Annotated in this window: 16 protein-coding genes and 1 tRNA gene; 11 read left to right on the forward strand and 6 right to left on the reverse strand. The window is 46.5% G+C overall.

From position 1 onward, the window contains the following. The first annotated feature begins 484 nt into the window (after positions 1-484). The gene (locus PN462_RS13060; RefSeq protein ID WP_272128715.1) at positions 485-679 is read left to right on the forward strand and encodes a hypothetical protein; all 195 of its coding nucleotides are present in this window, start codon (positions 485-487) and stop codon (positions 677-679) included. A gap of 284 nt (positions 680-963) precedes the next feature. Here the strand turns inward: PN462_RS13060 and PN462_RS13065 are convergent, their stop codons facing one another. Further along, a complete protein-coding gene (locus PN462_RS13065; protein ID WP_272128716.1) occupies positions 964-1,599 on the reverse strand; it encodes a (2Fe-2S) ferredoxin domain-containing protein in 636 nt (211 codons plus the stop codon). Between the two features lie 255 nt (positions 1,600-1,854). Between PN462_RS13065 and PN462_RS13070 the strand changes: the two genes are divergently transcribed. The 7 genes from PN462_RS13070 to PN462_RS13100 all read left to right on the forward strand — a co-directional run bounded on the left by PN462_RS13070 (position 1,855) and on the right by PN462_RS13100 (position 12,495). After that, positions 1,855-3,354 (forward strand): hydroxysqualene dehydroxylase, encoded by a 1,500-nt coding sequence (locus PN462_RS13070; RefSeq protein ID WP_272128717.1) that lies wholly within the window; start codon positions 1,855-1,857, stop codon positions 3,352-3,354. A 223-nt stretch (positions 3,355-3,577) separates the two neighbouring features. Further along, positions 3,578-3,877 carry a hypothetical protein gene (locus tag PN462_RS13075; protein ID WP_272128718.1) on the forward strand — a complete coding sequence of 100 codons (300 nt, stop codon included), beginning with the start codon at positions 3,578-3,580 and terminating at the stop codon, positions 3,875-3,877. Then, positions 3,864-4,469, forward strand: coding sequence for a hypothetical protein (locus tag PN462_RS13080; protein ID WP_272128720.1), 606 nt, complete (start codon positions 3,864-3,866; stop codon positions 4,467-4,469). The genes PN462_RS13075 and PN462_RS13080 overlap by 14 nt, the downstream gene beginning before the upstream one ends. Positions 4,470-4,917: 448 nt before the next feature. Further along, on the forward strand, positions 4,918-7,398 hold the full coding sequence (locus PN462_RS13085) for an amino acid adenylation domain-containing protein (RefSeq protein WP_272128721.1): 2,481 nt from the start codon (positions 4,918-4,920) through the stop codon (positions 7,396-7,398). A gap of 168 nt (positions 7,399-7,566) precedes the next feature. Beyond that, entirely contained in the window at positions 7,567-8,202 is a 636-nt protein-coding gene (locus tag PN462_RS13090) for an SDR family oxidoreductase (protein ID WP_272128722.1), read from the forward strand. Between the two features lie 83 nt (positions 8,203-8,285). Next, positions 8,286-11,093 (forward strand): hybrid sensor histidine kinase/response regulator, encoded by a 2,808-nt coding sequence (locus PN462_RS13095; RefSeq protein ID WP_272128723.1) that lies wholly within the window; start codon positions 8,286-8,288, stop codon positions 11,091-11,093. A 52-nt stretch (positions 11,094-11,145) separates the two neighbouring features. Continuing rightward, positions 11,146-12,495 (forward strand): hybrid sensor histidine kinase/response regulator, encoded by a 1,350-nt coding sequence (locus PN462_RS13100; protein ID WP_272128724.1) that lies wholly within the window; start codon positions 11,146-11,148, stop codon positions 12,493-12,495. A 48-nt stretch (positions 12,496-12,543) separates the two neighbouring features. On the opposite strand, the gene PN462_RS13105 is transcribed toward PN462_RS13100, so the two are convergent. Together PN462_RS13105 and PN462_RS13110 are read right to left on the reverse strand one after the other, a co-directional pair. After that, complete coding sequence (locus tag PN462_RS13105) at positions 12,544-13,596, reverse strand: anthranilate phosphoribosyltransferase family protein (protein WP_272128725.1); 1,053 nt, start codon at positions 13,594-13,596, stop codon at positions 12,544-12,546. A gap of 214 nt (positions 13,597-13,810) precedes the next feature. Further along, complete coding sequence (locus tag PN462_RS13110; protein WP_272128726.1) at positions 13,811-14,767, reverse strand: LysR family transcriptional regulator; 957 nt, start codon at positions 14,765-14,767, stop codon at positions 13,811-13,813. Between the two features lie 115 nt (positions 14,768-14,882). On the opposite strand from PN462_RS13110, the gene PN462_RS13115 reads away from it, so the two are divergent. Continuing rightward, complete coding sequence (locus PN462_RS13115; RefSeq protein WP_272128727.1) at positions 14,883-15,635, forward strand: HAD-IA family hydrolase; 753 nt, start codon at positions 14,883-14,885, stop codon at positions 15,633-15,635. Positions 15,636-16,056: 421 nt separating this feature from the next. Here the strand turns inward: PN462_RS13115 and PN462_RS13120 are convergent, their stop codons facing one another. Then, on the reverse strand, positions 16,057-16,458 hold the full coding sequence (locus tag PN462_RS13120; RefSeq protein ID WP_272128728.1) for a DUF4359 domain-containing protein: 402 nt from the start codon (positions 16,456-16,458) through the stop codon (positions 16,057-16,059). A gap of 90 nt (positions 16,459-16,548) precedes the next feature. Between PN462_RS13120 and PN462_RS13125 the strand changes: the two genes are divergently transcribed. Next, positions 16,549-16,621, forward strand: a tRNA-His gene (locus PN462_RS13125). Between the two features lie 303 nt (positions 16,622-16,924). On the opposite strand, the gene PN462_RS13130 is transcribed toward PN462_RS13125, so the two are convergent. Together PN462_RS13130 and PN462_RS13135 are read right to left on the reverse strand one after the other, a co-directional pair. Then, positions 16,925-20,158, reverse strand: coding sequence for an efflux RND transporter permease subunit (locus PN462_RS13130; RefSeq protein ID WP_272128729.1), 3,234 nt, complete (start codon positions 20,156-20,158; stop codon positions 16,925-16,927). 184 nt (positions 20,159-20,342) lie between these two features. Continuing rightward, positions 20,343-21,722, reverse strand: a complete 1,380-nt coding sequence (locus PN462_RS13135) for an efflux RND transporter periplasmic adaptor subunit (protein WP_272128730.1) — start codon at positions 21,720-21,722, stop codon at positions 20,343-20,345. Between the two features lie 231 nt (positions 21,723-21,953). On the opposite strand from PN462_RS13135, the gene PN462_RS13140 reads away from it, so the two are divergent. Continuing rightward, the gene (locus tag PN462_RS13140) at positions 21,954-22,847 is read left to right on the forward strand and encodes a S66 peptidase family protein (RefSeq protein ID WP_272128731.1); all 894 of its coding nucleotides are present in this window, start codon (positions 21,954-21,956) and stop codon (positions 22,845-22,847) included. Positions 22,848-23,131 lie beyond the last annotated feature (284 nt).

Below are 23,131 nucleotides of genomic sequence, written 5' to 3' on the forward strand. Positions count from 1 at the left end.
AATGCAGCTATAAACATCCTGCAAAGGGCTTTATATATCGTGGGGCGCACGAAAATTAACGCTTGGGGAGAAACTCCCTCTTGGTTGGTTGGAGAACTCCTGCTAGCTAACGGAGATTCGTTGAACCAAGAATCCACGCTCCTTTAGGGCGTGGAGCGTCAAAACTTAGTCACTTGGCCGGATACTCCCACTCAAGACGGACTCCTAACTCTTTGTCAACTCTACCGAGAAAGAGTTAAACCACTAAACCTTAGATAGTTTCCTGATTGACCGAACTTTTGTTAGTAAAGAAGAGTCGGTTAGATAACCAATGTTTTCTGTTTGCTTTAACCAAGAGACTTTTGCCTTTCTCCGAAGGAAAAGTGCCAAAAGATACTCTTTCAATTTCCTGTGACTAGGATCACTTCTAATCCAAGAAACGATCACAGGATTGAGTCAAAAAGCAACCGATGATATATGTAAACTGGGTTGGATTACTAGAACCGTGGAAACAACAAAAGTCATCCGTCGCTTAGTAGAAAAGGCTCTCTACATTCGACGCTTAACCCCTGAAATTGAAAATGCGATCAATTCCGAATTGACGCGCTTAGGCCACATTTCTGATGTGGACTACGAAGCTCTTGAACTGCTCATGTCTGAAATGGATGCAGGCCGTATTAAATTAGTCGCCAGTCGATAAACGAATCCTGCAACAAGGATATGGAGATAGCCGAGCTTAATTGGGCATCAAATCCACAGCATAAAGCCCCAAAAACCGAATCGGCCTATTGGCTGGACCTTAATGTTTGATTTTTCCTACTTTTTTTGGCTCTCTGATCAATAAACATTAACTAGAGAAAACGCGTCAACCCCAACTTTCTCACTCATAATGCTCCCGACAAAAACCTCACGCTCAAAGACAAAGGCGTGAGGTTTTTGAGGTGTAGGGAGAATTGAATTTAGACAATTGAATGAACTGATGAATTAACTGAAATGTTTTTCAATTAATTTGGGGACTTTTACCGGGTGAAGCTCCATATAGTGGGTTTTATCCGGTAAAACCACCGCATTGGGGCCTTTCTTGCATTTTTTTAAGCATCCTGTAGTCTTGACTTGAACCTGAGTGTCTAAACCGCGATCGCTCAATTCCCGTTGCAACGCCTGGCAAAGACCCGCCCCGTTGCGCTTCTGACATTTCGACTTACCACAGACCAAAATTTTCGCCGGAGGAGACCCCTTCTTCTGTGAAGACTTTGAAGATGGTGAAAATGAAGATTGTGAAGATTTAGTCCCATTCGGAGTCTTCTCCGGTATCTCCACCGGAATAGACTGGTGGGAACAAGGTTGAGAACAATGGGTCACTTGTTCCGCAGGACTCCACAAGTTCACAGACTTCGCCTTGAGCTTCAATTTACCACTCTTTTTGAGCTTCCGTTTCCCCGTCACCGTCAGCCAACACCCCGGTCTAATATCCCCATCTAACTGCAACCGAACCCCCTTGGGAACTTTAATCCAATATTCCCGTTCTGCGGCTGCAAGACGTAAAAACTTAATCTTCACGCCCCCCTTAATAACAAAATCTAGCAACTGCCCGGAAACCTCAAATTGCTGTGCTTTCATAAGTCCTGCCTATACTCTTTAACTATCGCTGCAAGAGAAGACCCGCCCGTAACTTGCCACTCAAGCCAACATCTAAAGCCTTAACCTTTACCCAACTCAAATGGTTACTGTCCCCCTTGCTTACCCACAGTATAAAATAACTTTCCCCCTAAACGAAAATATTTCTCAATAAAATTTTATATTTTATCGGCCAACACTGGGAAAAACGCCATCCCTGTGGCATCCTGAGAACAAGCCCTCTCATAAACAAAGAGAATGTCTGAAGCAAAACGGGTAATTGTCATTGGTGCAGGATGGGCGGGACTTGGCGCAACCCATCACCTCAGTCAACAAGGCTACAACGTCACCCTCCTCGAAGCCGGCCCCCACCCCGGAGGGTTAGTGGCCGGGTGGAAAACCAGCGCAGGCAGGTCTATCGAAGGCGGTATCCACGGATTCTGGTATCCCTACAAAAATATCTTCAACCTCGTCAAACGACTAAAAATTAACCCCTTCACCCCCTTCACTCGTTCCGCCCAATATTCCCCCAAAGGGCTAGAATGCGAGTCCCCCCTCTTTCAAGACAAACCCCCCCTCCCCACCCCCCTAGGAACATTTCTCTACACCCGCTTTTACCGTCTCCCCCTCGCAGACCGACTTTCCGCCCTTCCCCTCCTCTACGCCGTCATTGACTTTGACAACTCCCCCGACGCTTGGCGACGGTACGACAAAATGACCGCCAGGGAACTATTCCGCGAGTTTGGCGTATCCAAACGGCTGTATAAAGAAGCCTTTGAACCCATGTTACTGGTGGGACTCTTTGCCCCAGGGGAACAATGTAGCGCGGCAGCGGCCTTGGGGATGCTGTATTACTTCATTTTGGCTCACCAACCAGACTTTGATGTGGTCTGGTGTCGGGGGACTGTGGGAGAACAAATTTTTCAGCCTTGGGTTGAGCAAATTGAACAAACCGGGGGAAAAGTGCTGACTAACCAACGAGTCACCGACTTAACCCTCAATGACGAGGGATGCGTGACAGGGGTAGTGTGTGGGGATGAAACCTTTGCCGCAGATGCGGTCATTTCTGCGGTGAGTGTGAGTGGGATGAAAAAAATGGTCAGTCAGAGTCAAACGTTGAACCAGTACGCCGAATTCCGCAATTTATTGAACTTAGGAGGAATTGATGTTTTAGCAACGCGCTTATGGTTTGACCGACGGGTGAAAGTCCCTCGTCCCTCTAATGCCTGTTTCGGCTTTGATGCGACCACCGGATGGACATTTTTTGATCTGAATGCGTTACACGATGAATTTAAGGACGCACCAGGAACAGTTATTGAGGCGGACTTTTATCACGCCAACCAACTGTTACCCATGAGTAATGCCCAAATTTGGGAGAAAGTGCATCAGGACTTAGCCACTTGTGTCCCTAAATTTAAGCAAGCGAAGATTGTCTATAGTACCGTCATTCGGGTTCGCCAAGGGGTAACACATTTTGCCCCTGGCAGTTATCAGCATTTCCTGACCGCAAAAACGCCGATTCCCAATTTCTATTTAAGCGGGGATTGGGTGATCAGTCAGCATGGGTCTTGGTCCCAAGAAAAAGCCTATGTGACGGGGTTAGAGGCGGCCAATTTAGTGATTGAGCAGTTTAAACAAGGAAAAAAGGCAGATATCATCCCGGTAGAGACGGATGAACCCCATATTCAGTTGGCCCGTTTGGTGAACCGTTCGGTTCGCACGGTGGGAGATTGGGTTTGGCCACAGTTTGGCTTATAACAGTCATCAGCATCCGAAGGCAAAGGACAGAGGACAGATGGCAGATTGACTGAAGAAGGGGGAAACGCTGAATGCTGATAGCTGAATGCTTGGGTCTATCAACCCGTTGGAACGGGTTTCAGCTATTAGTTTTGGGTTTTAACCCAAGGCATATTAAGGTAGCTTTGAAACGCTGTTCCCGTTTGATCCCAAATTTTTGACACAACCTATTTAAGATGGCGATATGGATGAACAACAGAACATACAACCTCAAGAAACCACCTCGCAACCGGAAGAAATCGTCCCGACTTCCGGGGAAGAAACCCCAGACGTGGTGAATACAGTCGAGAAAATAAGCGGGATTATCGCGCCTTATTTTATTGTGCTGGTGGGACTTTATCTGTATGAGGATAATTTTTTGTTTGGATTACTGTTGATTTTATTGGGGATTTTACCGTTGTTGCGGGTGTCGTCGTTGGATATTGGCACAATTTGGGAGCAATTGCAGCAAAGTTTAGGCTTGAAAAAGAATGCAGGTCAATAAAGTCGTATGGGGAGGCTTGGGGATTGCGTTGCTTACCCTAGTTCTCCCCGCTTGTCAAGGGAATAATTCCCCCTCAACCCCCGCAGCATCGGATATCCAGACTGAGGCCAACTCCCCGGAGATACAAACTTTCACGGGAGTAGTTGAGGAGGTTTATGAAACGGGGCCGGACCCCCAACTTATTGTACAACTGAAAAATGAAGCGGGAGAGAGCAAGGATTTTCCCCTTTTTAATGTCTCTCCATCGGAGTTCCCAGAGGGGAAGACAATGACGCTCACTTATAGCTTAGAACGGAATCCTAAAGTGATTGCTCTGCGTCGTCTTGATGAAACCCCTAAAGACCGTCAAGCGTTACAACAAGACTATCCTAATTTGCCCATTGCTTCGGTTCAAGGGAAATATCTTGAAGGGAGTCACGGAGAGAGAGGGACTTATATTCGTCTTCAGGAGGACACGGGAGAGGTCAATACGTGGTTAGCGAAGTTTAATCCTGAGTTTGCCAATAATGATCAATATAAAGGGCATCAAGTTTCCTTGTCCTATGTTCAACCGGAAGACCCAGTGGTGATTGATTATGAGGTGGTGGAATAGCGTTTAAAGGGTAGAAGGCTTTCAAAGGCAGAAGGGGTTAGCTTGATAAGCAACTAAGACACTAGGGCAAGTGTAAAGGTTTGGGTAGGGTCTGCTGAAAAAGTGTTCATTTGCTTTTTGGGCAAGGGAACTCCGGAACTGGGAATAGAGGAAAGAGAAGAATTTTAACTCAATTCTCACTTCTCTTTCCTCGCTTTTTTTGTGTCACCTATTACCAATTACCCATTACCCCTCCTGCCCTCTGCCCTCAGATGCTGATTACTGCTATATCTTGGACTCAAGGGGATGATTTTAGAGGAACATTGCTCCTTTAAGATTTTTTAAAAAAAGTCTGTTTTTTTTAAAGGATTTGTGAATTCTTTGTGAAAATACCCAATTTTCACAAGTTTTTCATAACTAGAAAGTAATTATGGAGTTAAGCCTATAAAAGAAATCTTAAAAATAAGAAATGAATGAAACTCATCATGCGCTTCGACAACTCTTAGAATCGGACTATTATAAGCAATCCACTGATTCTTACCCGGTTCAAAGCATTCCCCGTTTTTTTGAAACGCAGGTTCAAAGGAATCCTGCGCGCGTTGCTGTTATCGCGGAAAATCAGCAACTCACCTATCGAGAACTCAATGAAAAAGCGAATCAATTAGCCCATTACTTACAATATTTAGGGGTGGGTCCAGAGGTCTTAGTGGGAATTATGAGCGATCGCAGCTTAGATTTACCCATAGCTTTATTAGCCGTCCTCAAAGCTGGAGGAGCTTATGTTCCCCTTGATCCCACCTATCCTCAAGATCGTTTAGCCTTTATCATAGAGGACACCCAACTCCCAATTATCCTCACCCAAAAACAAGAGCATCCTTTCACATTGACTCAAAACTCTGTCACCTGCTTTTACATGGACACAGAGCAAGCTAAACTTAGTCACTTCCCCACAACCAATCCCTCCAGTTCCGTCAATTGTGAAAATTTAGCCTACATTATTTATACCTCCGGTTCAACTGGAAAGCCCAAAGGTGTGGTCATTGAGCATCGGAACGCCATTGCCTTTATCGAATGGGCCAGAGACTTCTTTACCCCCGAACAGTTACAAGGGGTTTTAGCTTCTACATCCCTTTGTTTTGACCTTTCAGTGTTTGAATTCTTCGTGACATTAAGCTGTGGTGGAACAGTAATTTTAGCCCAAAATGCTTTAGCATTACCCCACTTACCCGCCGCCAACCAAGTCACCTTAATTAACACCGTCCCCTCCGCCATTAATGCCCTTCTGCAAAGCCAAGGCATCCCCCCCTCCGTCCAGACCATCAACTTGGCCGGAGAACCCCTACAAAACGCCCTAGTCCAAAAGCTCTACCAACTAGACTCCGTACAGCACGTCTTCAACCTCTACGGCCCCTCGGAAGACACCACCTATTCCACCGTGGCCCGTATCCCCAAAGGGGCCAACGAAATTCCCCCAATCGGCCATGGGATCGCCCGAACCCAAATCTATCTCCTCGACGACCACCTCAACCCCGTCCCCTACGGATCAATCGGTGAAATCTACATCAGTGGGGCCGGACTGGCCCGGGGATACCTCAACCGACCCCAACTCACCGCCGAAAAATTCCTCCCCAGTCCCTTCACCAACAAAGCAGGAGCGAGAATTTATAAAACCGGGGATTTAGGCGTATATCTCCCCGATGGTAGCCTCAAATGTCTTGGACGCATCGATCATCAAGTGAAAATTCGTGGTTTCCGCATTGAATTAGGGGAAATTGAAGCAGTTTTAAACCAACATCCCCAAGTCCGTCAAAGTGTGGTCATGGCCCGGAAAGATGCCCCCAACAACCAGCAATTAGTGGCCTATGTTGTCCCGGAGATCACCCCCACCTACTCCCTGTCACAAGTCACCGCCCGCACCCTCCGCGAAGCCCTCCAACAGTACCTCCCCGACTACATGATTCCGGCGGCCTTTGTCATCCTCGAAGAATTCCCTCTCACCTTAAACGGAAAAATCGACCGTCGCGCCTTACCTATCCCCCAATGGACTCGCACCTCAGAAGGGACTTATATCGCCCCGCAAACCGCCTTAGAGCGTCAACTGGTGGAGATTTGGGGGTATTTGCTAGGGATTAACCCGTCTCATATCAGTCTCTACGATAATTTCTATGAATTAGGGGGACATTCCCTCTTAGCCTTGCAAATGTTAGCCCAGGTGAGTGAAGGGGTACAAGTGGACGTTCCCCTAGAACGGTTTTTCAACACCCCAACCATTGCGGGGTTAACCGCAACCATTGATATCTTGCGTCAGGGCGACCTTGTGCCAGTCTCCCCATTGGACTTAGACGAAGCCTTTTTCCTTGATCCGAAGATTACGCCAGAGCATCATTTGCAAGGGTCTATTCCCGCCCTTTTCCTCACGGGAGCAAGTGGATTTTTAGGGGGGGGAATGCTCCATGAGTTGTTACAAAATACTCGTGCCGATATTTACTGTTTAGTGCGGGCCACCAGTAAGGCCGAAGCCTATGCCAAAATTCAACGGCAACTCAAGCGATATTTTAGCTGGGAGGAGGAGTTCAGCGATCGCATCTTCACCATCTTAGGGGATTTAAGCCAACCCTGCTTAGGACTAAACTCCCGACAATTTGCCCGATTAGCAGAAAAAATAGACCGCATCTACCATTGTGCCGCATGGGTGAACATTGTTTACCCCTACTCCGCCCTAGAAACCGTCAACGTTCAAGGCACCCAAGAGGTCATCCGCCTCGCCAGTCAATGCAAAATTAAACCCCTGCATTTCATCTCCACCATGGATGTCTTTGGGGCAGATCAACAAACCCTCTGGCGAACCGTCGGAGAAACCGATGCCATTGGCCCCAGTCACCAACTATTAACCGGATATGCCCAAATTGACACTCCACGCCCTAGAAGGACGTGGATTCTTCATTCATAGAACCGACTTGCTTTAGCAGGATTACTCCAACCAAAGTAGAGATCGAATCTCCTGAAGCTTTCAGGTTTATAACCCAAGCTCCCGTATGCCCTACGGTACTCAGAAACATTGTAGCATCAAGTCGCCCTAAAAGGGCGAGGCTTTAGACCCATTATTTTTGGTAAGTACGTGGCGGAAAACCTCCTGCAAGCCGCCCAAACTCGCGGTTTGCCCGTTTCCATTTATCGACCAGGGAATATTATCGGCCACAGTGAAACCGGAATCAGTCAAACCAGTGACTTTGTAGCCAAAATGCTGCAAGGCTGTCTTGAAATGAGCATAGCCCCAGATTTACCCGTGAAGCTGAATGTTGTGCCAGTTAATCAGGTGAGTCAGGCCATTGTTGCCCTCTCCGAGGCCAACCCACCCAGAGGAGCAGCCTATCATTTAGTGCATCCCACTCCCATGCCTTGGTCTGACTTGATCACCGTCTTACAAAAGCGGGGATACGCCATCCAGCTTACCTCTTACGAGCATTGGTATGCTCATTTATTAAAACTCACTCGCCGTTCTCCCCATGGGGAAACACACCAAAACGCACTGCTGTCCTTGGTGTCAATGTTAAAAAATCCCACCTTAGTGCAACTCCTGTTAGGCTCCTTTTCTTGGCAAGTTCACCAGACCTCTCAAGCCTTAGCGGTTCTGGGCTTGGGTGAATTTCCAGACTGCCCACAATTCCTCAACACTTACCTCGACTATCTTACACAAATTAAATTTTTGCCCACCCCAGTTCCCCACGGGACAACAACAAAAGTTTGTGTTTGAATTGAGAAACTAGGGTGAAAAACGTAAGCCTGTCTTAACGTTTATCCTCCATCTGTGTTGCTCCTTTTTCTTTCTCAAACATTATGCTCAAACAGTGGTTAAATCGGTCAACGTCGCCGACCTCTCATAAACCTCAAACCTCGTTAACCCGGCAAACCTTAGCTCCCATGGCCTTGAGTATTGCGGCGGTGATTGTCGCTTCCACGGGAATCGGCTACTTTCAGGTTATTGCTCGTATTACCGAAGAAAAATTAGCCCAAGCGGCAAAATATACCCTGTTGCGCTCTCAACGGGAACGGACAATTTTTACTTTGGCCGAAGATAACCATAAATTACTCAAACCCATCATCTTAAACACCCTCCAAGACCGAGAAAATCTTGCTCTTACCCCCCAATTTAATGATCTTGTTCAAAGAATGCCCGATCAAACCTTACGGAATCAACAGGCCACCTTTGATCACAGCCAATTTCCGGGGATTTTTCTCGGTGCAAATGTTGAAGTTGATGCAGAAATGCGTCGTCGTGTTGTCACCTATTTAGAACTCCTCAACTCCTATGGGTCCGCTTGGCAAAATCGCTTTGTCAACACCTATATTCAAATTCCTGAAAATGGCATTGCGATTTATATGCCGACCTATGCTTGGACCCAGAGTGCGCCTTCTGATCCCTCCTTTCGCGTCACCGATGATGAATCCTTTTATATTACCGATAAGGAGCATAACCCGGAGCGTAAAACCGTTTGGACTGGGATTTATTATGATCCCGTGGCTCAAGCGTGGATGGTGTCCTGTGTGACTCCCCTTGATGTCCAAGGCCAGCACGTTGGCACATTGGGCCACGATATCTTAATTGATGAACTGCGACAACGGACGATTCGAGATAATCTTGAAGGAACATATAACATGATTTTCCGGGAAGATGGACGCTTAGTGGCTCATCCTGATCCGGAATTAATTCAAAAAATTCAAGATCGTAATGGGACCTATTCCATTGCGGAATCTCAAGACGCAAATCTCCGCAATATTTTTACCCTCGTTAGTGAAAAAACGAACGAGCAAGTCATTCTTGAAAACCCCCAAGGGGAGGAGTATTTAGCCGCTACAACCATTGATGAACCTAGCTGGTTTCTGGTGACAGTAATTCCTAAATCTCTAGTCCAGAAAGAAGCCTTTGCTACAGCCCGCTTAATTTTATTAATTGGGGTTATTTCTCTGTTTATTGAAATTGGGGTAGTGTTCTTTATCCTCCGTCGCAAAATTAAAAAACCGCTTAATAATTTAATGGCCGCGACCGAGAGTATTGCCTCTGGAAATTTAGAGGTAAAATTAGATGATAACCGACGGGATGAACTGGGTAGTTTAGCGTCTTTGTTTAATAACATGGCGCAACAATTACGGGAGTCCTTTGCGGCCTTAGCTCAGACCAATCAAGACTTAGAAAATCGGGTGCAAGAGCGCACCGCAGAGTTAGCCACCGCGAAAGAAGCAGCAGATGCGGCCAATAAAGCCAAAAGTGAGTTTTTGGCGAATATGAGTCACGAGTTACGCACCCCGTTAAGTGGAGTTTTAGGGTATGCGCAAATTTTACAAGGCCAGTCTTCTTTAACGGATAAACAAAAACACGGGGTACAGATTATTTATCAATGTGGGTCTCATTTACTCACGTTAATTAATGATGTGCTGGATATTTCTAAAATTGAAGCACGAAAGTTAGAACTCCATCCCCAAGAGTTTCATCTCCCCTCGTTTTTACAAAGTGTGGTAGAAATTTGTCGCATTCGTGCTGAAAAACAAGGGATTCAATTTATTTATAATCCTCCGGAAAATTTACCGATGGGGATTACGAATGATGAAAAGCGGTTACGACAGGTTTTAATTAATTTATTGGGAAATGCGGTGAAGTTTACGGATCAAGGTAATGTCACCTTAGAGATTGAAGTTCAGGAGGAGAATGATCCGAATTGGACTTGCTTAACTTTTGCGGTGAAAGATACGGGAGTGGGGATGACTCAGGAACAATTGAAACAAATTTTTAAACCTTTTGAACAGGTGGGAGATCAGCAACGGAAAGCTGATGGGACAGGGTTAGGACTAGCGATTAGTCAGAAAATTGTGGAGATGATGGGGGGAGAGATTCATGTGAGTAGTGAGTTAGGCCATGGGAGTGTTTTTTCTTTCACTATTGAATGTCCGTTAGCGTCGGATTGGTCGGTTCAGAATACGGTGACAAATCAAGGGAAAATTGTTGGCTATTCTGGGAGTGAGAAGCGAATTTTGATAGTCGATGATCGCTGGGAAAATCGCTCTGTGATTGTTAATTTATTAGAACCGCTTGGGTTTAAAGTGCTGGATGCGAAAAATGGTCAAGAGGCGATGGAGAAAATCAAAGAACAATGTCCCGATTGTATTATTACGGATTTACAAATGCCTGTGATGGATGGGTGGGAGTTAATGAAAACACTCCGCACTTCTGAGGAGTTTAAAGATTGTTTAATTTTAGTGTCTTCGGCCAGTGTCTTTGAACTAGATCAACAAAAAAGTTTAGATGCAGGGGGAGATGATTTTCTCGCTAAACCTCTTGATGCTGACACCCTTTACCAAAAGTTAAAGAAACATCTCCATTTAACTTGGTGTTACGAAGAAGTCCAAGAACAAAATCCATCTTCCTCTGCTTCACCGGAAACCCCAGTTGCCATCAAAATCCCCCCGGAGTCGCTGTTGGAAGATTTGCGGAAATATGCGACTCAAGGCAAGATTACCAAGATTAAATCAGAACTCATTAAGATTGCTCAAACTGATCCAGAGTACAACTCTTTTGTGGAAAAACTCTATGATTTAGTGAAGACATTTAATATTAAAAAAATTCGGCAATTTCTCAGAGAAAACACTTAAATATTTTAATTTCAATGCTACAATAAAAATAAGATTTTAAAGGGAGAAGTTCATGAGTCATAATTACTTAGATAAAACTATTTTAATTATTGATGATAATCCGACCAATTTAGAAGTGTTATGTGGGGCGTTAGATGGTCATGGTTATGATATTTTAGTGGAGATGGATGGCTATAGCGGTATTGAGCAAGCTAAGAACAATAAACCGGATTTAATCTTGTTAGATGTCATGATGCCAGAAATTGATGGTTTTGAAACTTGCCAGCTTTTAAAAGAAGACCCCACAATGAAAGAAATTCCCGTTATTTTTATGACGGCTCTTTCGGAGACTGAAAATAAAGTTAAAGGGTTACAAATGGGGGCAGTTGATTATATTACTAAACCGTTTCAGCAAGAGGAGGTGTTAGCACGAATTGATCTTCATGTTCGACTCTGTAAAGTGACGCAAGAATTAGCGGAACAGAAAAATAAGTTAGAAGATATGGTTCAGGAACGAACTGTAGACTTAACCCAAGCGTTAAAGGAATTAAAGAGTGCGCATTTAACCTTAGTACAAAGTGAAAAAATGTCTAGTTTAGGGCAATTAGTGGCCGGAGTTGCCCACGAAATTAATAACCCAGTCAATTTTATTCATGGGAATCTTAAACATTTAACGGAATATACGGATAATATTTGGCAAGTCTTAAATTTTTGTCAAGAAAACTACGCAGATAATGATCCGAGAATGGGTGAATTAATGGAAGAATTGGACATGGAATTTATCCAAGAAGACTTTCCGAAGTTAATGTCTTCTATGAAACTGGGAGTCAATCGAATTAAGCAAATTGTGGTGAGTTTGCGCAACTTCTCCCGACTGGATGAAGCGGAAATGAAAGCGGTTAATGTCCACGAGGGAATTGATAGTTCTTTGTTAATTCTCCATCATCGTCTGAAAGCGAATGCGGAAAAACCGGAAATTAAAATTATTCAAGACTATGGTGAGTTACCCAATGTGGAATGTTACGCGGGGCCTCTCAATCAAGTGTTTATGAATTTAGTGAGTAATGCGATTGATGCAGTGGAAGAAAAAGGAGAAGCTGGCCAAATTATCATTAAAACTCACACTCTTGATAATAACCGCATTGAAATTAGTGTGAAGGATAATGGGATTGGGATCAAGCCGACGGATTTGGATAAAGTCTTTGATCCCTTCTTTACGACTAAACCCATTGGTAAAGGGACTGGTTTAGGGTTATCCATTAGCCATCAAATTATCACAGAATGTCACGGAGGGACATTAATTGGTTTTTCTCAACCGGGGTATGGGACTGAGTTTGTGATTAAGCTTCCGGTTCATCAGGAGAAAACTATGACGGTTGTTCCCCAAAGTAGTAGTCAATATCAACAATTATTGTATGCTTGAGTATTGTATGCTTGAGTCTGTCGGCTTGAGGGGGTACGAGGAATTGACCTACGGACAAGAAGCCAAAAACTGCTGAACTTGGTGGAGTTTTTGTTGGACTTTTCCCTTTGTCAAGAGAGACTCCACTTTAGCAATTCCTGCTTCTAAATTGGGTAAATTACCACATCGCCATAGGTAAAATCCGCCATTCCAAAGGGCTGTTTTTTGCAAGTCATTGGATTCTCCGGCAATTACCCCTTGGAGTTGTTTGAGATACTCCGGTTGGGTGGTGAGAGGAACGTCTTTGCGGTCGAGGTGGTAGTCTCGCGGATGGAGTTTGAGACGCTGAAACTCGCTGTCGGTGGGGTTGTGGGTGGCGATAATGGCGGTGCGATCGCAAGATAAATCACAACTGCCCTCTAACCCTTTCACCAGGGTATAAGTCTCCATTCCCCGTAAGGCCAAAGTCCCCTGCATAAACTTCTCTGTGGGAGGGTGAACAAACCCGGCCACCAGATGGGTTTTCCCCTGATAGGGAGACCAAATTAACTCCACTGTCGCAAAGGGAGGCCGTTTTCCCACTTGATCTCGATAGGGGACGAGAGTTTCAACGAGGGGAAACTGTCGGGGAGTATAAATAAACCCGAATCCGGTTTTTGCTAAGAGATGTTGAACGTGAGAAAGGGAAAGGGAGGTAAAATCAACCCCTAATCCTTGCCAAACCTCGATCAACGGAATGCCGTATTTAGTGGGCATACAGTTGCCCCCGTGTTGTACAATAGGAACACCCGCAGCAGCCAGAATTAACCCCGTCAGGGCAGTTACGGGGGCAGTCCGGGACCGACCATCATAGGGAACACCCATCACCGTTACCGTTTCCTCCCCCGGTAATGGTTGCAACGAACACCCCAACGCTTCATAAGCATCCAACATCCCCGCCAGTTCTTCAGCCGTAGGGCGTTTGATACGATGGGCAATGAGAAACGCCCCAATCTGGGCTGGAGTGGCTTCTTCTTGCAAAATCATGGTAGTGGCTTGGGCCGCTTCTTCCCGACTCAAGTTTTTGCCTGTGTGGGGACCACTGCCGATTTTTTTGAGGAGTTCCCGAAACGTATTACTCATGTTGGTTGCTGGTGGGTCGTTTGCTGTGGGTGGGGGTGGTGATCATGTCTATCTATTATTGTGTACTGTTGTAGGGGGACAATCGCAAGGGAAATTTTCCGCTTTCTGCATCATTTATTGTATTTTGTGCATTTTCTCCTCCATTTCCCGACTAGGGAACAGCGTTTAAAAGGCAGAGGGCAGAGGGAAAATGGGTAAGAACAACTGTCAACTATCAACTGTCAACTATCAACTCCCAATGTTTCTCTCTAGGAAAAGTGGAGTCTGAGGAGTCAAAAGCATCGCGGACAATTTGGCAGAAATAGTGAATGGGGGGAATTAATAAACGGTCTTGGGTGGTGACTAAAACGACTTGTCGCAGTAAGTCGGGGTCGGTGTCACTACTGGCGATCGCGCGAACTGCCAAGGTATTATCCTGTTGAGCATCCCACAAGGCCGACTGGGGCAAAAGGGCGATGAATTCCCCCTGACGCACCACCCCCCGAAACGCATCAAGGGTATTCAGTTCTAAGGCCGCATGGAGTTCGGCCCCTAGTTGACTAAACCGTTCTTGAACCAAACGCTGCATCCCGTATCCGTCCTTAAACACCACTTGGGGATAATGGACTAACTCCGACCAAGAAATGCTCTCATTTTGCGCGAGAGGGTGGTCTGCGGCCATTAAAATTTGGATGGGTTCTTCGTAGAGGACATCCACGACCATTTCTGGGGAGGTGGTGAGGAGACGGTTATTCATGACAATGGCCACATCGACTAGACCATCTCGCAGGACTTTTAAGGCGCGATCGCTACCCAAGGCCGTCACTCGTAATTGTACCTCTCGATAGGTGCGACAAAACTGCTGTAAAATGGGGGGGAGATGATGGGCGCAGACGGAATGAATCGCGGCCACACAGAGTTCTGGTTGTTTCCCTTCTCGTAATTCTGTAATTTCCCGGCGGGCAGTATTCCACTCATTATAGATGCGTTGGGCGCGAGTTATAAACTGTTCCCCCGCCACTGTCAGTTTCGCTTGGGTCCCCCGATGGAGGAGAGGGAGGCCCAGTTCGGCTTCGAGGGCTTGGATTTGACGGCTAATGGTGGATTGGGTAATGTTACATTGTCGGGCGGCTTGTCCAAAGTTTCCGGTTTGCGCGATCGCTAAAAATGCCTGTATCTGCTCTATCCGCATCCTGAGTGTGAGAAAATAAGGGAAATTTACTCTTGTGCCACCATAGCGGACATCAAGCCCCCATTTAGTACAGAATGAACAAATTGCCGATATTTTTCCAAATTTCGCTCCCATTATGCCGCAGTTACAAGCCTTAATTTTTGATGTTGACGGAACATTGGCCGAAACCGAACGAGACGGCCACCGAGTTGCCTTTAACCAAGCGTTTCAAGAGGCCGGACTGTCTTGGAATTGGACAGAGACATTATATGGGGAGTTACTTACAGTTTCAGGAGGAAAGGAACGCATTCGCTATTTTATTGAGACTTACCAACCCGACGATTTAGAAACCGATAAGTTAAGTGATTTTATCATCAAACTCCACCAACAAAAAACGCAATATTATCGCCAATTATTAGCCCAAGGTAGCATCCCCCTACGTCGAGGGGTACAACGGTTAATTACAGAGGCCAGAGAACAGGGAATTAAGCTAGCCATTGCCACAACTAGCGCACTCCCTAACGCCCTTGCGTTAATCGAAAAACATCTTAATCCAGATTGGTTTACCGTTATTGCGGCAGGGGATATGGTTGAGAATAAAAAACCTGCCCCAGATCTTTATAATTACGCTTTAGACAAATTAGGATTAACCCCTGATACCTGTTTAGCTATAGAAGACTCAGAACAGGGCGCAGAGGCAGCATTTCAGGCTAATCTAAAAACTGTTGTTACTGTTAATAATTATACCAAAGACCAGCATTTTAAACAAGCCAATTTAGTATTAGATTCATTAGGAAATCCAGAACAGCAAGCTCATATTTTACGAGGAAAAATTGATGATTTTAGTTATTTTAATGTAAATGGCGCTCAACAAATTTTAGACTCTTAAAGAGTAAACATTTAGCTATCAGTTTTAAACTGACGACTTATGGCTGAATGCTTACTTTAAAATAAGCCCTAAAGGGCTTACTACGAACGAATACAAACTATTTTAAGGCTTACTTTTTTTTCCATACTCTGATCCGTTTAGGGTTTAAAATAAGCCCTAAAGGGCTTACTACGAACGAATACAAACTATTTTAAGGCTTACTGTTTATTTCCATACTCTTATTTCTCTGTGTTTTCTGTGTCTGGAGTGGTTCAACTCCCAATTATCAATTATCAACTAAAACTAAGCTGTTCGGCATTTAAACTGTGTTATTAACAGTTAACTAGAGTCCTATCAACCTCTTTCCTATTCCCCGTTCCCTGTTCCCCGTTCCCTGTTCCCTGTTCCCTATCCACATATACCAATTTAAATACGTGACAGCTTACCTTTCTTCAACACTGTAGATATAGAACTGTTGTAAAATGCCCACAGTTTCAAATTCGTAGGTGGGGGTGAAAGGTTTTAGGGAGAGAGTGGTGTGATAAATGCTGAATAATCCGTAGTTGTAGCGTTGGGTGTTTTTTCCAATTAAGGTTTCTAATTGGGGTTCGCTAATGTCGATGAGGGTTTTCCCGACAGAACGACATTGATCCGAGAATTGCTGGAATTGGGGGGGTAAGTCATTACAGATTTCCTGCTCTAGAGCTTCGGTAAGACGATCAACCGCATAGTCTTCGTATTGCTCTGGGCCGGGGTTGGACAGGAGAAACGCGATCGCAACTACACCAACGCTTAATCCTCCCCAACCCATTGCCTTTTTCTTCAAGGATGTAACTTTCACCATACTTTACCCCTCTTCACAGTAAATTTCAGATTTATTCCAAAAAAACTGGAATAAATCCGATACATAATGTTATACTAAAAAACCGACATGGCGGGTGTAGCCAAGTGGTTAAGGCAGTGGATTGTGGTTCCACCATTCGCGGGTTCGAGTCCCGTCACTCGCCCTTGGGTGAATATTACCCTAGTTTTCCGAAAATGGGCCGCAAGAAGTGGGCTGCAAGTCCTAGCCCTAGAAGGGGGGTAACTCCAAGGCTGTCTTGGCGTGAAATCCGCGTTTCTCGGTAGTTTTTGTAGCTTGGGTTTCCGTTTTTGTCTTGTTCTATGCTAAAATGGAGGCCCACAAACAACCAACAACTAACAACTAACAACCAACAAACAGCCTCCATCTTGGGGGCTTTTGTTTTGGGAAGGGTGGGGAGATGGGGGAGTTGGGTGTTTCATTAGGTCTTCCGACACTCCCCTAACTGTTACTTGCGTATGGGTTCTTGCCAGGTTTCTTCAGTGACAACGGGTTGGGGGTGGGTAGAGGGGGGTTTGCCGAGGAAGCGTTTTAACAGATTAATCACACTATCAATATAGGTGAAAATGACCGGGACAACCACCAACGTTAACAGGGTGGAAGTGGTAAAACCGCCAATCACTGCAATGGCCATAGGACTGCGGACTTCTCCATCGGCCCCTAACTCTAAGGCAATGGGCATCATTCCCGCAACCGTTGAGATGGAAGTCATAATAATGGGACGAAACCGAGACACCCCAGACTCAATAATGGCCTTAAAGCGGGGTTTCCCTTGGCGCATGGCTTCTAGAGTAAAATCCACTAATAAAATCGCGTTTTTCGTGACTAACCCCATTAATAAGACAATGCCAATTAAGGCAAATAACCCTAATTCCTTCTGAGTGATGAGTAACGCCAAAAATGTCCCCCCAAAGGAAAACGGCAACGCCACTAGAATGGCTAAGGGATAGAGAAAATTGTTATACAAGAGGACTAAAATGGCGTAAATGGAGAGAATGGCCAAGCCTAAGGCCGAGGCAAAGCGGGTGAAAATATCCCGCATAATCTCCGCATCTCCGGCAGGTTCTTCAAATACCCCATCAGGTAAGGGGTTCATGGCGGGTAAGGCGTTCACTGCTTCCACTGCATCCCCTAATGCAATGCCTTCTAAGTTGGCTTCGAGGGTGACTTGGCGGTTGCGATCAAATCGTTGAATTTCTGCTGGCCCACTGGCTAAACGGAGATCAGCGACGGCAGATAGGGGAATTAATGTGCCTTGACGACTGGGAATTTGTAGATTTTTCAGGGTTTCTATATTGTTGCGTTCTTCTGGGTCAATTTGCACGCGGATGGGGATTTGGCGGTCCGGGAGGTTAAATTTGGCGAGGTTAGATTCGGTGTCGCCAATTAACGCGAGGGAGGCTGTTCGCGCGATCGCGCTAACCGAAACCCCCAAATCCGCCGCCCGTTGGGGATCAGGGTCAATGACTAATTCCGGTTTAACTAAACTATTACTCGACGTAACATTCACCAACCCCGAAATCTCCCGCATCTGGGATTCCAGACGGTTTGCGGTTTCGGTCAATAGTGGGGCATTCTGACTTTTAAGAATAATGGATAAATCCTTGTTACTTCCCCCGGCCCCCTGACTCTGGAAAGCCAAACGAGTCCCCGGAATCTCATTTAATTGCGTCCGCATTTCCCGTTCAAACTGCTGCTGAGAAACCCGTTCACTTTTCGGGACTAAATTCGTATAAATTAACCCCGAATTGACTTCCCTGGCCTGGGCCAAAATACTCTCCACCGCCGGATTATCCTCTAACAGATTCGTCGTTTTCTGCAACACCTCCGTTGTTTCGGCCAGGGTTGACCCCGGTGGCAACTCCACCGTTACTGTACTGAGTCCAGTATCCCCACTATCAAACAACCCTTTGGGGATATAGGGAATTAACTGTAAACTGCCGATAAAAAAGGCCACAGCAATGATCAGGGTCGTCATACGGTGACGCAAGGCCCAAGTTAATAACCCTCGATAAGGGCGAACCCGCTTAGGCCGGGAAGATTTAACGGTTTCTTCTAATTCTCCTCGGACAAAATTGCCCTGATGTCGGGAAGCAAGAAATTTACTCTGGCCATTCTGCGTAGAATGACCATTCTGAGACCCATTGCCATTACCCTTGCCATTACTCGGAACATTGCCCGGAAGGGGTCTCTCTCGCGCTTTAGGTCGCAACAGATAGGCACTCAACATAGGAGTCATAGTCGTTGCCACTAGGGTTGAAAACATGGTGGCCACGGCAACTGTCACCCCAAAGGGTTGGAAAAATTGCCCTGGAATGCCCCCCATAAAAGCGACAGGTAAAAAGACTGCCACAATAGTGGCCGTTGTGGTAACAACCGCCAGACCAATTTCTCTGGCCCCATCATTGGCCGCTTGTTGCGGGGTTTTGCCCATCTGTAAATGTTGGTCAATATTCTCAATCATACAAATGGCATCATCCACCAAATTCCCCATAGCCAAGGCTAGGGCTAAAAGGGTCATGCCATTGAGGGTATAATCTAATAGCTGCATCACCCCAAAGGTGGGGATAATGGAGAGGGGCAACGCTAGGGCCGTAATGAGCGTCATTCGCCAATCCCGCAGAAAGATAAAAACGGTAATAACGGTTAAAACCGACCCAATTAATAAGGCCGCAAATGTGCCATTATAAGAAGACCGGATCGAATTAGCGCGAGTAAAAATTAATTCGAGTTGAATGTCCTCTGGGAGTTGCGGTTTCAGCTTTTCCACCGCTTGCCGCACATTTTCTTCTACGGTGACTAGGGTACTGCCGGAACTCCGCAAAATGGAGAAGGCAACCACGGGTTGGCCGTTGAGGAAGGCCGCTTGGCGAGGATCACTAAAACTATCGCTAACTTCTCCTAATGTGGAGAGGGGGACGGTAGCGTTATTGCTTAACACAATGGGATAATCGCGCAACTCTCCCACGGTTTCCGCACTGCCCAAGGTTCGGATATTTTGTTCACTGTTGCCAATTTCTGACCGTCCTCCTGGCAAGTTGAGGTTAAATTGGGCAATTTGGTCATTTACCTCTGTTGCGGTGATGCCATAGGCTTGTAAACGGCTAGAATCGAGGTTAACCCGAACTTCTCGGTCTACTCCTCCTAAGCGTTCAATTTGCGCAACTCCGGGGACATTGGAGAGGATACGGTTAATGTCTTGATCGACAAAATTACTTAATTCTTGGACGGAACGCTTTTGGGAGGCCACCGCATAGGTCATAATTGATCCCCCGGCAAAATCGAGTTTTTGCACGATGGGTTCGTTGACATCTTGGGGAAGATCTGTGCGAATTTGCGCGATCGCATTACGAACGTCATTGACGGCCTGATTCGTGTCCGTCCCTAGAGTAAATTGGATACTGGTGAGAGAACGTCCATCGGTAATAGTAGAGCGAATTTCCTCAATATCTCCCAATCCTGCCACTGAATCTTCTACTTTCTTGGTGACTTGGGTTTCTAATTCAGTTGGCCCGGCCCCCGGTTGAGTTACCGTGACTTGAACGTTGGGAAAGTCAATATTAGGTTGTTGGTCAATGCCTAACCCCAGAAAGGAAAATATCCCCACCAGTCCTAAAACGAGGAACAGAACTAGGGTAGGAACAGGCTTTTTGATCGACCATGTAGAGAGGTGAAAAGACATTTTTTTTATTGGTTATTTGTTGTTTTTTATTGGTTATTTGTTGTTGGTTCTTTGTTGTTTGTGAAAAAGGGAACAGGGAACTCCGGAACAGGGAATTATAGACCCATTCTCTCCTCCATCTCCTCCATCTCCCCCATCTCCCCCATCTCCTCCATCTCCTCCATCTCTGTGGTTCAACTATCAACTATTCACTATCAACTATTAAGTCTCCATCTTTTAGGTAGGCGGCACCTTGGACTACGATGCGATCGCCCGCTTCTAATCCCTCTAAGACTTCCACCCGGTTATCCGCTAAAATCTCACCCAGAGTAACAGTCGTAGCTTTTACCGTCTCATCGGGTTGCACCACAAACACCGTGGCCTCATTATTATCATCAGGTAACGCAGCATCAATAGGAATCGTTAAACCAGGGGACGTAGAAGTGACAATTTGACCCCGTAAAAACATTCCAGGTTGTAATCCCGCATCTTGTGGTAATTGAACCCGTACCGTGGCCAAACGAGACTGTTCCTCAATCACTGGATCAACCCGCTTCACTCGACCCACTAGCCGTAAATTGGGGTCAGCATCGGAAGTCACGCGCACAGGTTGTCCCGGTTGAACGGCGGGACGTTGCGTTTCTGGGACTTGGAGATGTAAGTCTAAGCGGCCATCCTCAATAATGGTAAATAAAGTATTAGACCCGGCTGTAACATCCCCCACCTTGGCATTCCGTTCCGCAATCACCCCACTCCGAGGGGCCGTCACTCTGGTATCCTCCAGTTGGGCGGTAATCAGTTGCACTTGGCTTTTCGCTTCGGCCAATTGGGCTTCCGCTTGGTCCAAGGTTTCGGGCCGAGTCCCCCGTTGCAATTCTGCGAGGGTTTCTCGCGCTTCCTGTAAGCGGGCTTTTTCTTGTTCTAGGGTAGCTTGGGCGGTTTGAGCTTGGTTTAAAATTTCATCGAGGCGGTCTCTTGCAATAGCCCCTTCGGTTTCTAACAGTTGATTCCGTTCCACTCGTTTCTCAATTAAGGCTAAATCTGCCTCAGCCCGTCGGACTCCGGCTTTAGCACTATTAACCGCTTGTTGGGCCCGGGCAATTTCTTCAGACCTGGCCCCGGCCCGCAATTCCGCTAACCTGGCCTCAGTCCTAGCGACTGCTGCTTGGGCCTGTTGATACTGGGCCCGCAACACAGAATTATCCAACTGGGCCAAGAGTTGGCCCGCTTGTACCCGGTCCCCTTCTTCGGCTAAAACTTGGACAATTTGTAAACTATTGGTGGAAGACTGAACCGGGATTAATTCTTGGGCCACTACGCTTCCGGTAGCTTCAAGCATCCGTCGAACGGAGGTCAGTTCTACCTCTGCGGTGGTCACGGTTCGTCCCTTGTCAGAGGAAGTTGTTTCTGCCACCGTGGCGGGTGACGTTTCCGGAGCGTCAGACACGAAAAAACGTGACCCAATAACAGCTAAACCCAGACCAATGGCAATCCCAAGGAGTAGGGTTTTGTGACGAAAGAAGGGTTGCAGTAGTTTAAATTTAAAGCCTGTGACTCCTTGAGACTCCGGTTTGGGGGAGTTCATAGGGGGAAGTTCTGAGTTGGGGGTATTTTGGCTCACAGCGTTCTTTTTTATGGGCGATGTCTATAACGCAGTAAATAACTTTATAAATTTTAACAAAACTAATCGGGATAGTTTGACAACATTGTCGTCTAACCTAGCCGATCTTGTAATATCTATCTGAGAAGTTCTGTCAATGGTTGGGTTTAACCGTCTAGGGCGGGGTTTGATACGGCATTACACTAAACGTAGCGAATGAATTTACAAAATTGGCAATTTCCTCCCCCTTTACAACCAGGAGATTTACTTTATGTTATCGCGCCGAGTGGGGCGTTGAAGGAGTTAGAGCGTTTTAAACAGGGGATTGAGGTATGGCGGAAGCGGGGCTATCAGGTGGAGTTGGCATCCCATTGGGATGCCCGTTATGGCTATTTGGCGGGGACTGATGAGCAACGACGGAAGGGGTTATGGGACGCATGGCGCGATCGCCAGTGTAAAGCCATTCTCTGTGCGCGAGGAGGCTACGGAGGGGCGCGGTTATTGGAACAATGGCAATGGGAGGAGAGGCCCCCCAAATGGCTGATCGGGTTTTCGGATGTGACCGGGTTACTCTGGAGTTTAGCGACTCGGAATATTGGCAGTCTGCACGGGCCGGTATTGACGACGTTGGGGAATGAACCCCACTGGACCCAGGCGCGTTTATTTGCTGCCGTGGAGGGGCGGTCTTTACCCCCGTTACAGGGGACTGGATGGGGGGGCGGAACGGTGACTGGGCGGCTTCTCCCTGCGAATTTAACGGTTGCAACTCACTTGTTGTTTACCCCCGTTCAGCCAGACCTCAAGGGGGTTATTTTAGCCCTAGAGGACGTAACAGAAGCCCCCTATCGTTTAGACCGAATGTTGACCCAATGGCGGATGAGTGGGGTATTACAACAGGTGGCAGGGATTGCTTTGGGGCGGTTTAGTCAATGTGAGGGGAATCCGGGAACCTGGACGGTGGAGGAGATGTTCCGCGATCGCTTGTCGGATTTGGCAATCCCCATTGTCTCTGAGTTACCCTTTGGTCATGATGGGGCGAATGCGGTGTTACCTGTGGGCCGCATGGCCAAGTTAGATGGGGATGGGGGGGAGTTGAGAGTTGAGAGTTGATAGGGGAGTCGGGAGTCGGGAGATGGAGGAGATAGAGGAGATGGAGGAGTTGGTCTATCAACCCGTTTTAACGGGTTTCAGCTATTAGCCTTGGGTTTTAACCCAAGGCGTATTAAGGGAAAATCACTCTTAAATACTGACTTAACTTCAATGACCCCCACCTACTTCGTGAGGTGGGGGAGTGGGGAGAGATAACCTTCCCGTAGCTGCGAATAGCTCTCCAGGGGTATTGCGGATTAACACTACTGGTCGTTTCTCTAGACCGGATTAGCTGTAAGGGGGCG

This window comes from Spirulina sp. CS-785/01, assembly GCF_028330525.1.
Classification (GTDB): domain Bacteria; phylum Cyanobacteriota; class Cyanobacteriia; order Cyanobacteriales; family Spirulinaceae; genus JAQMSD01.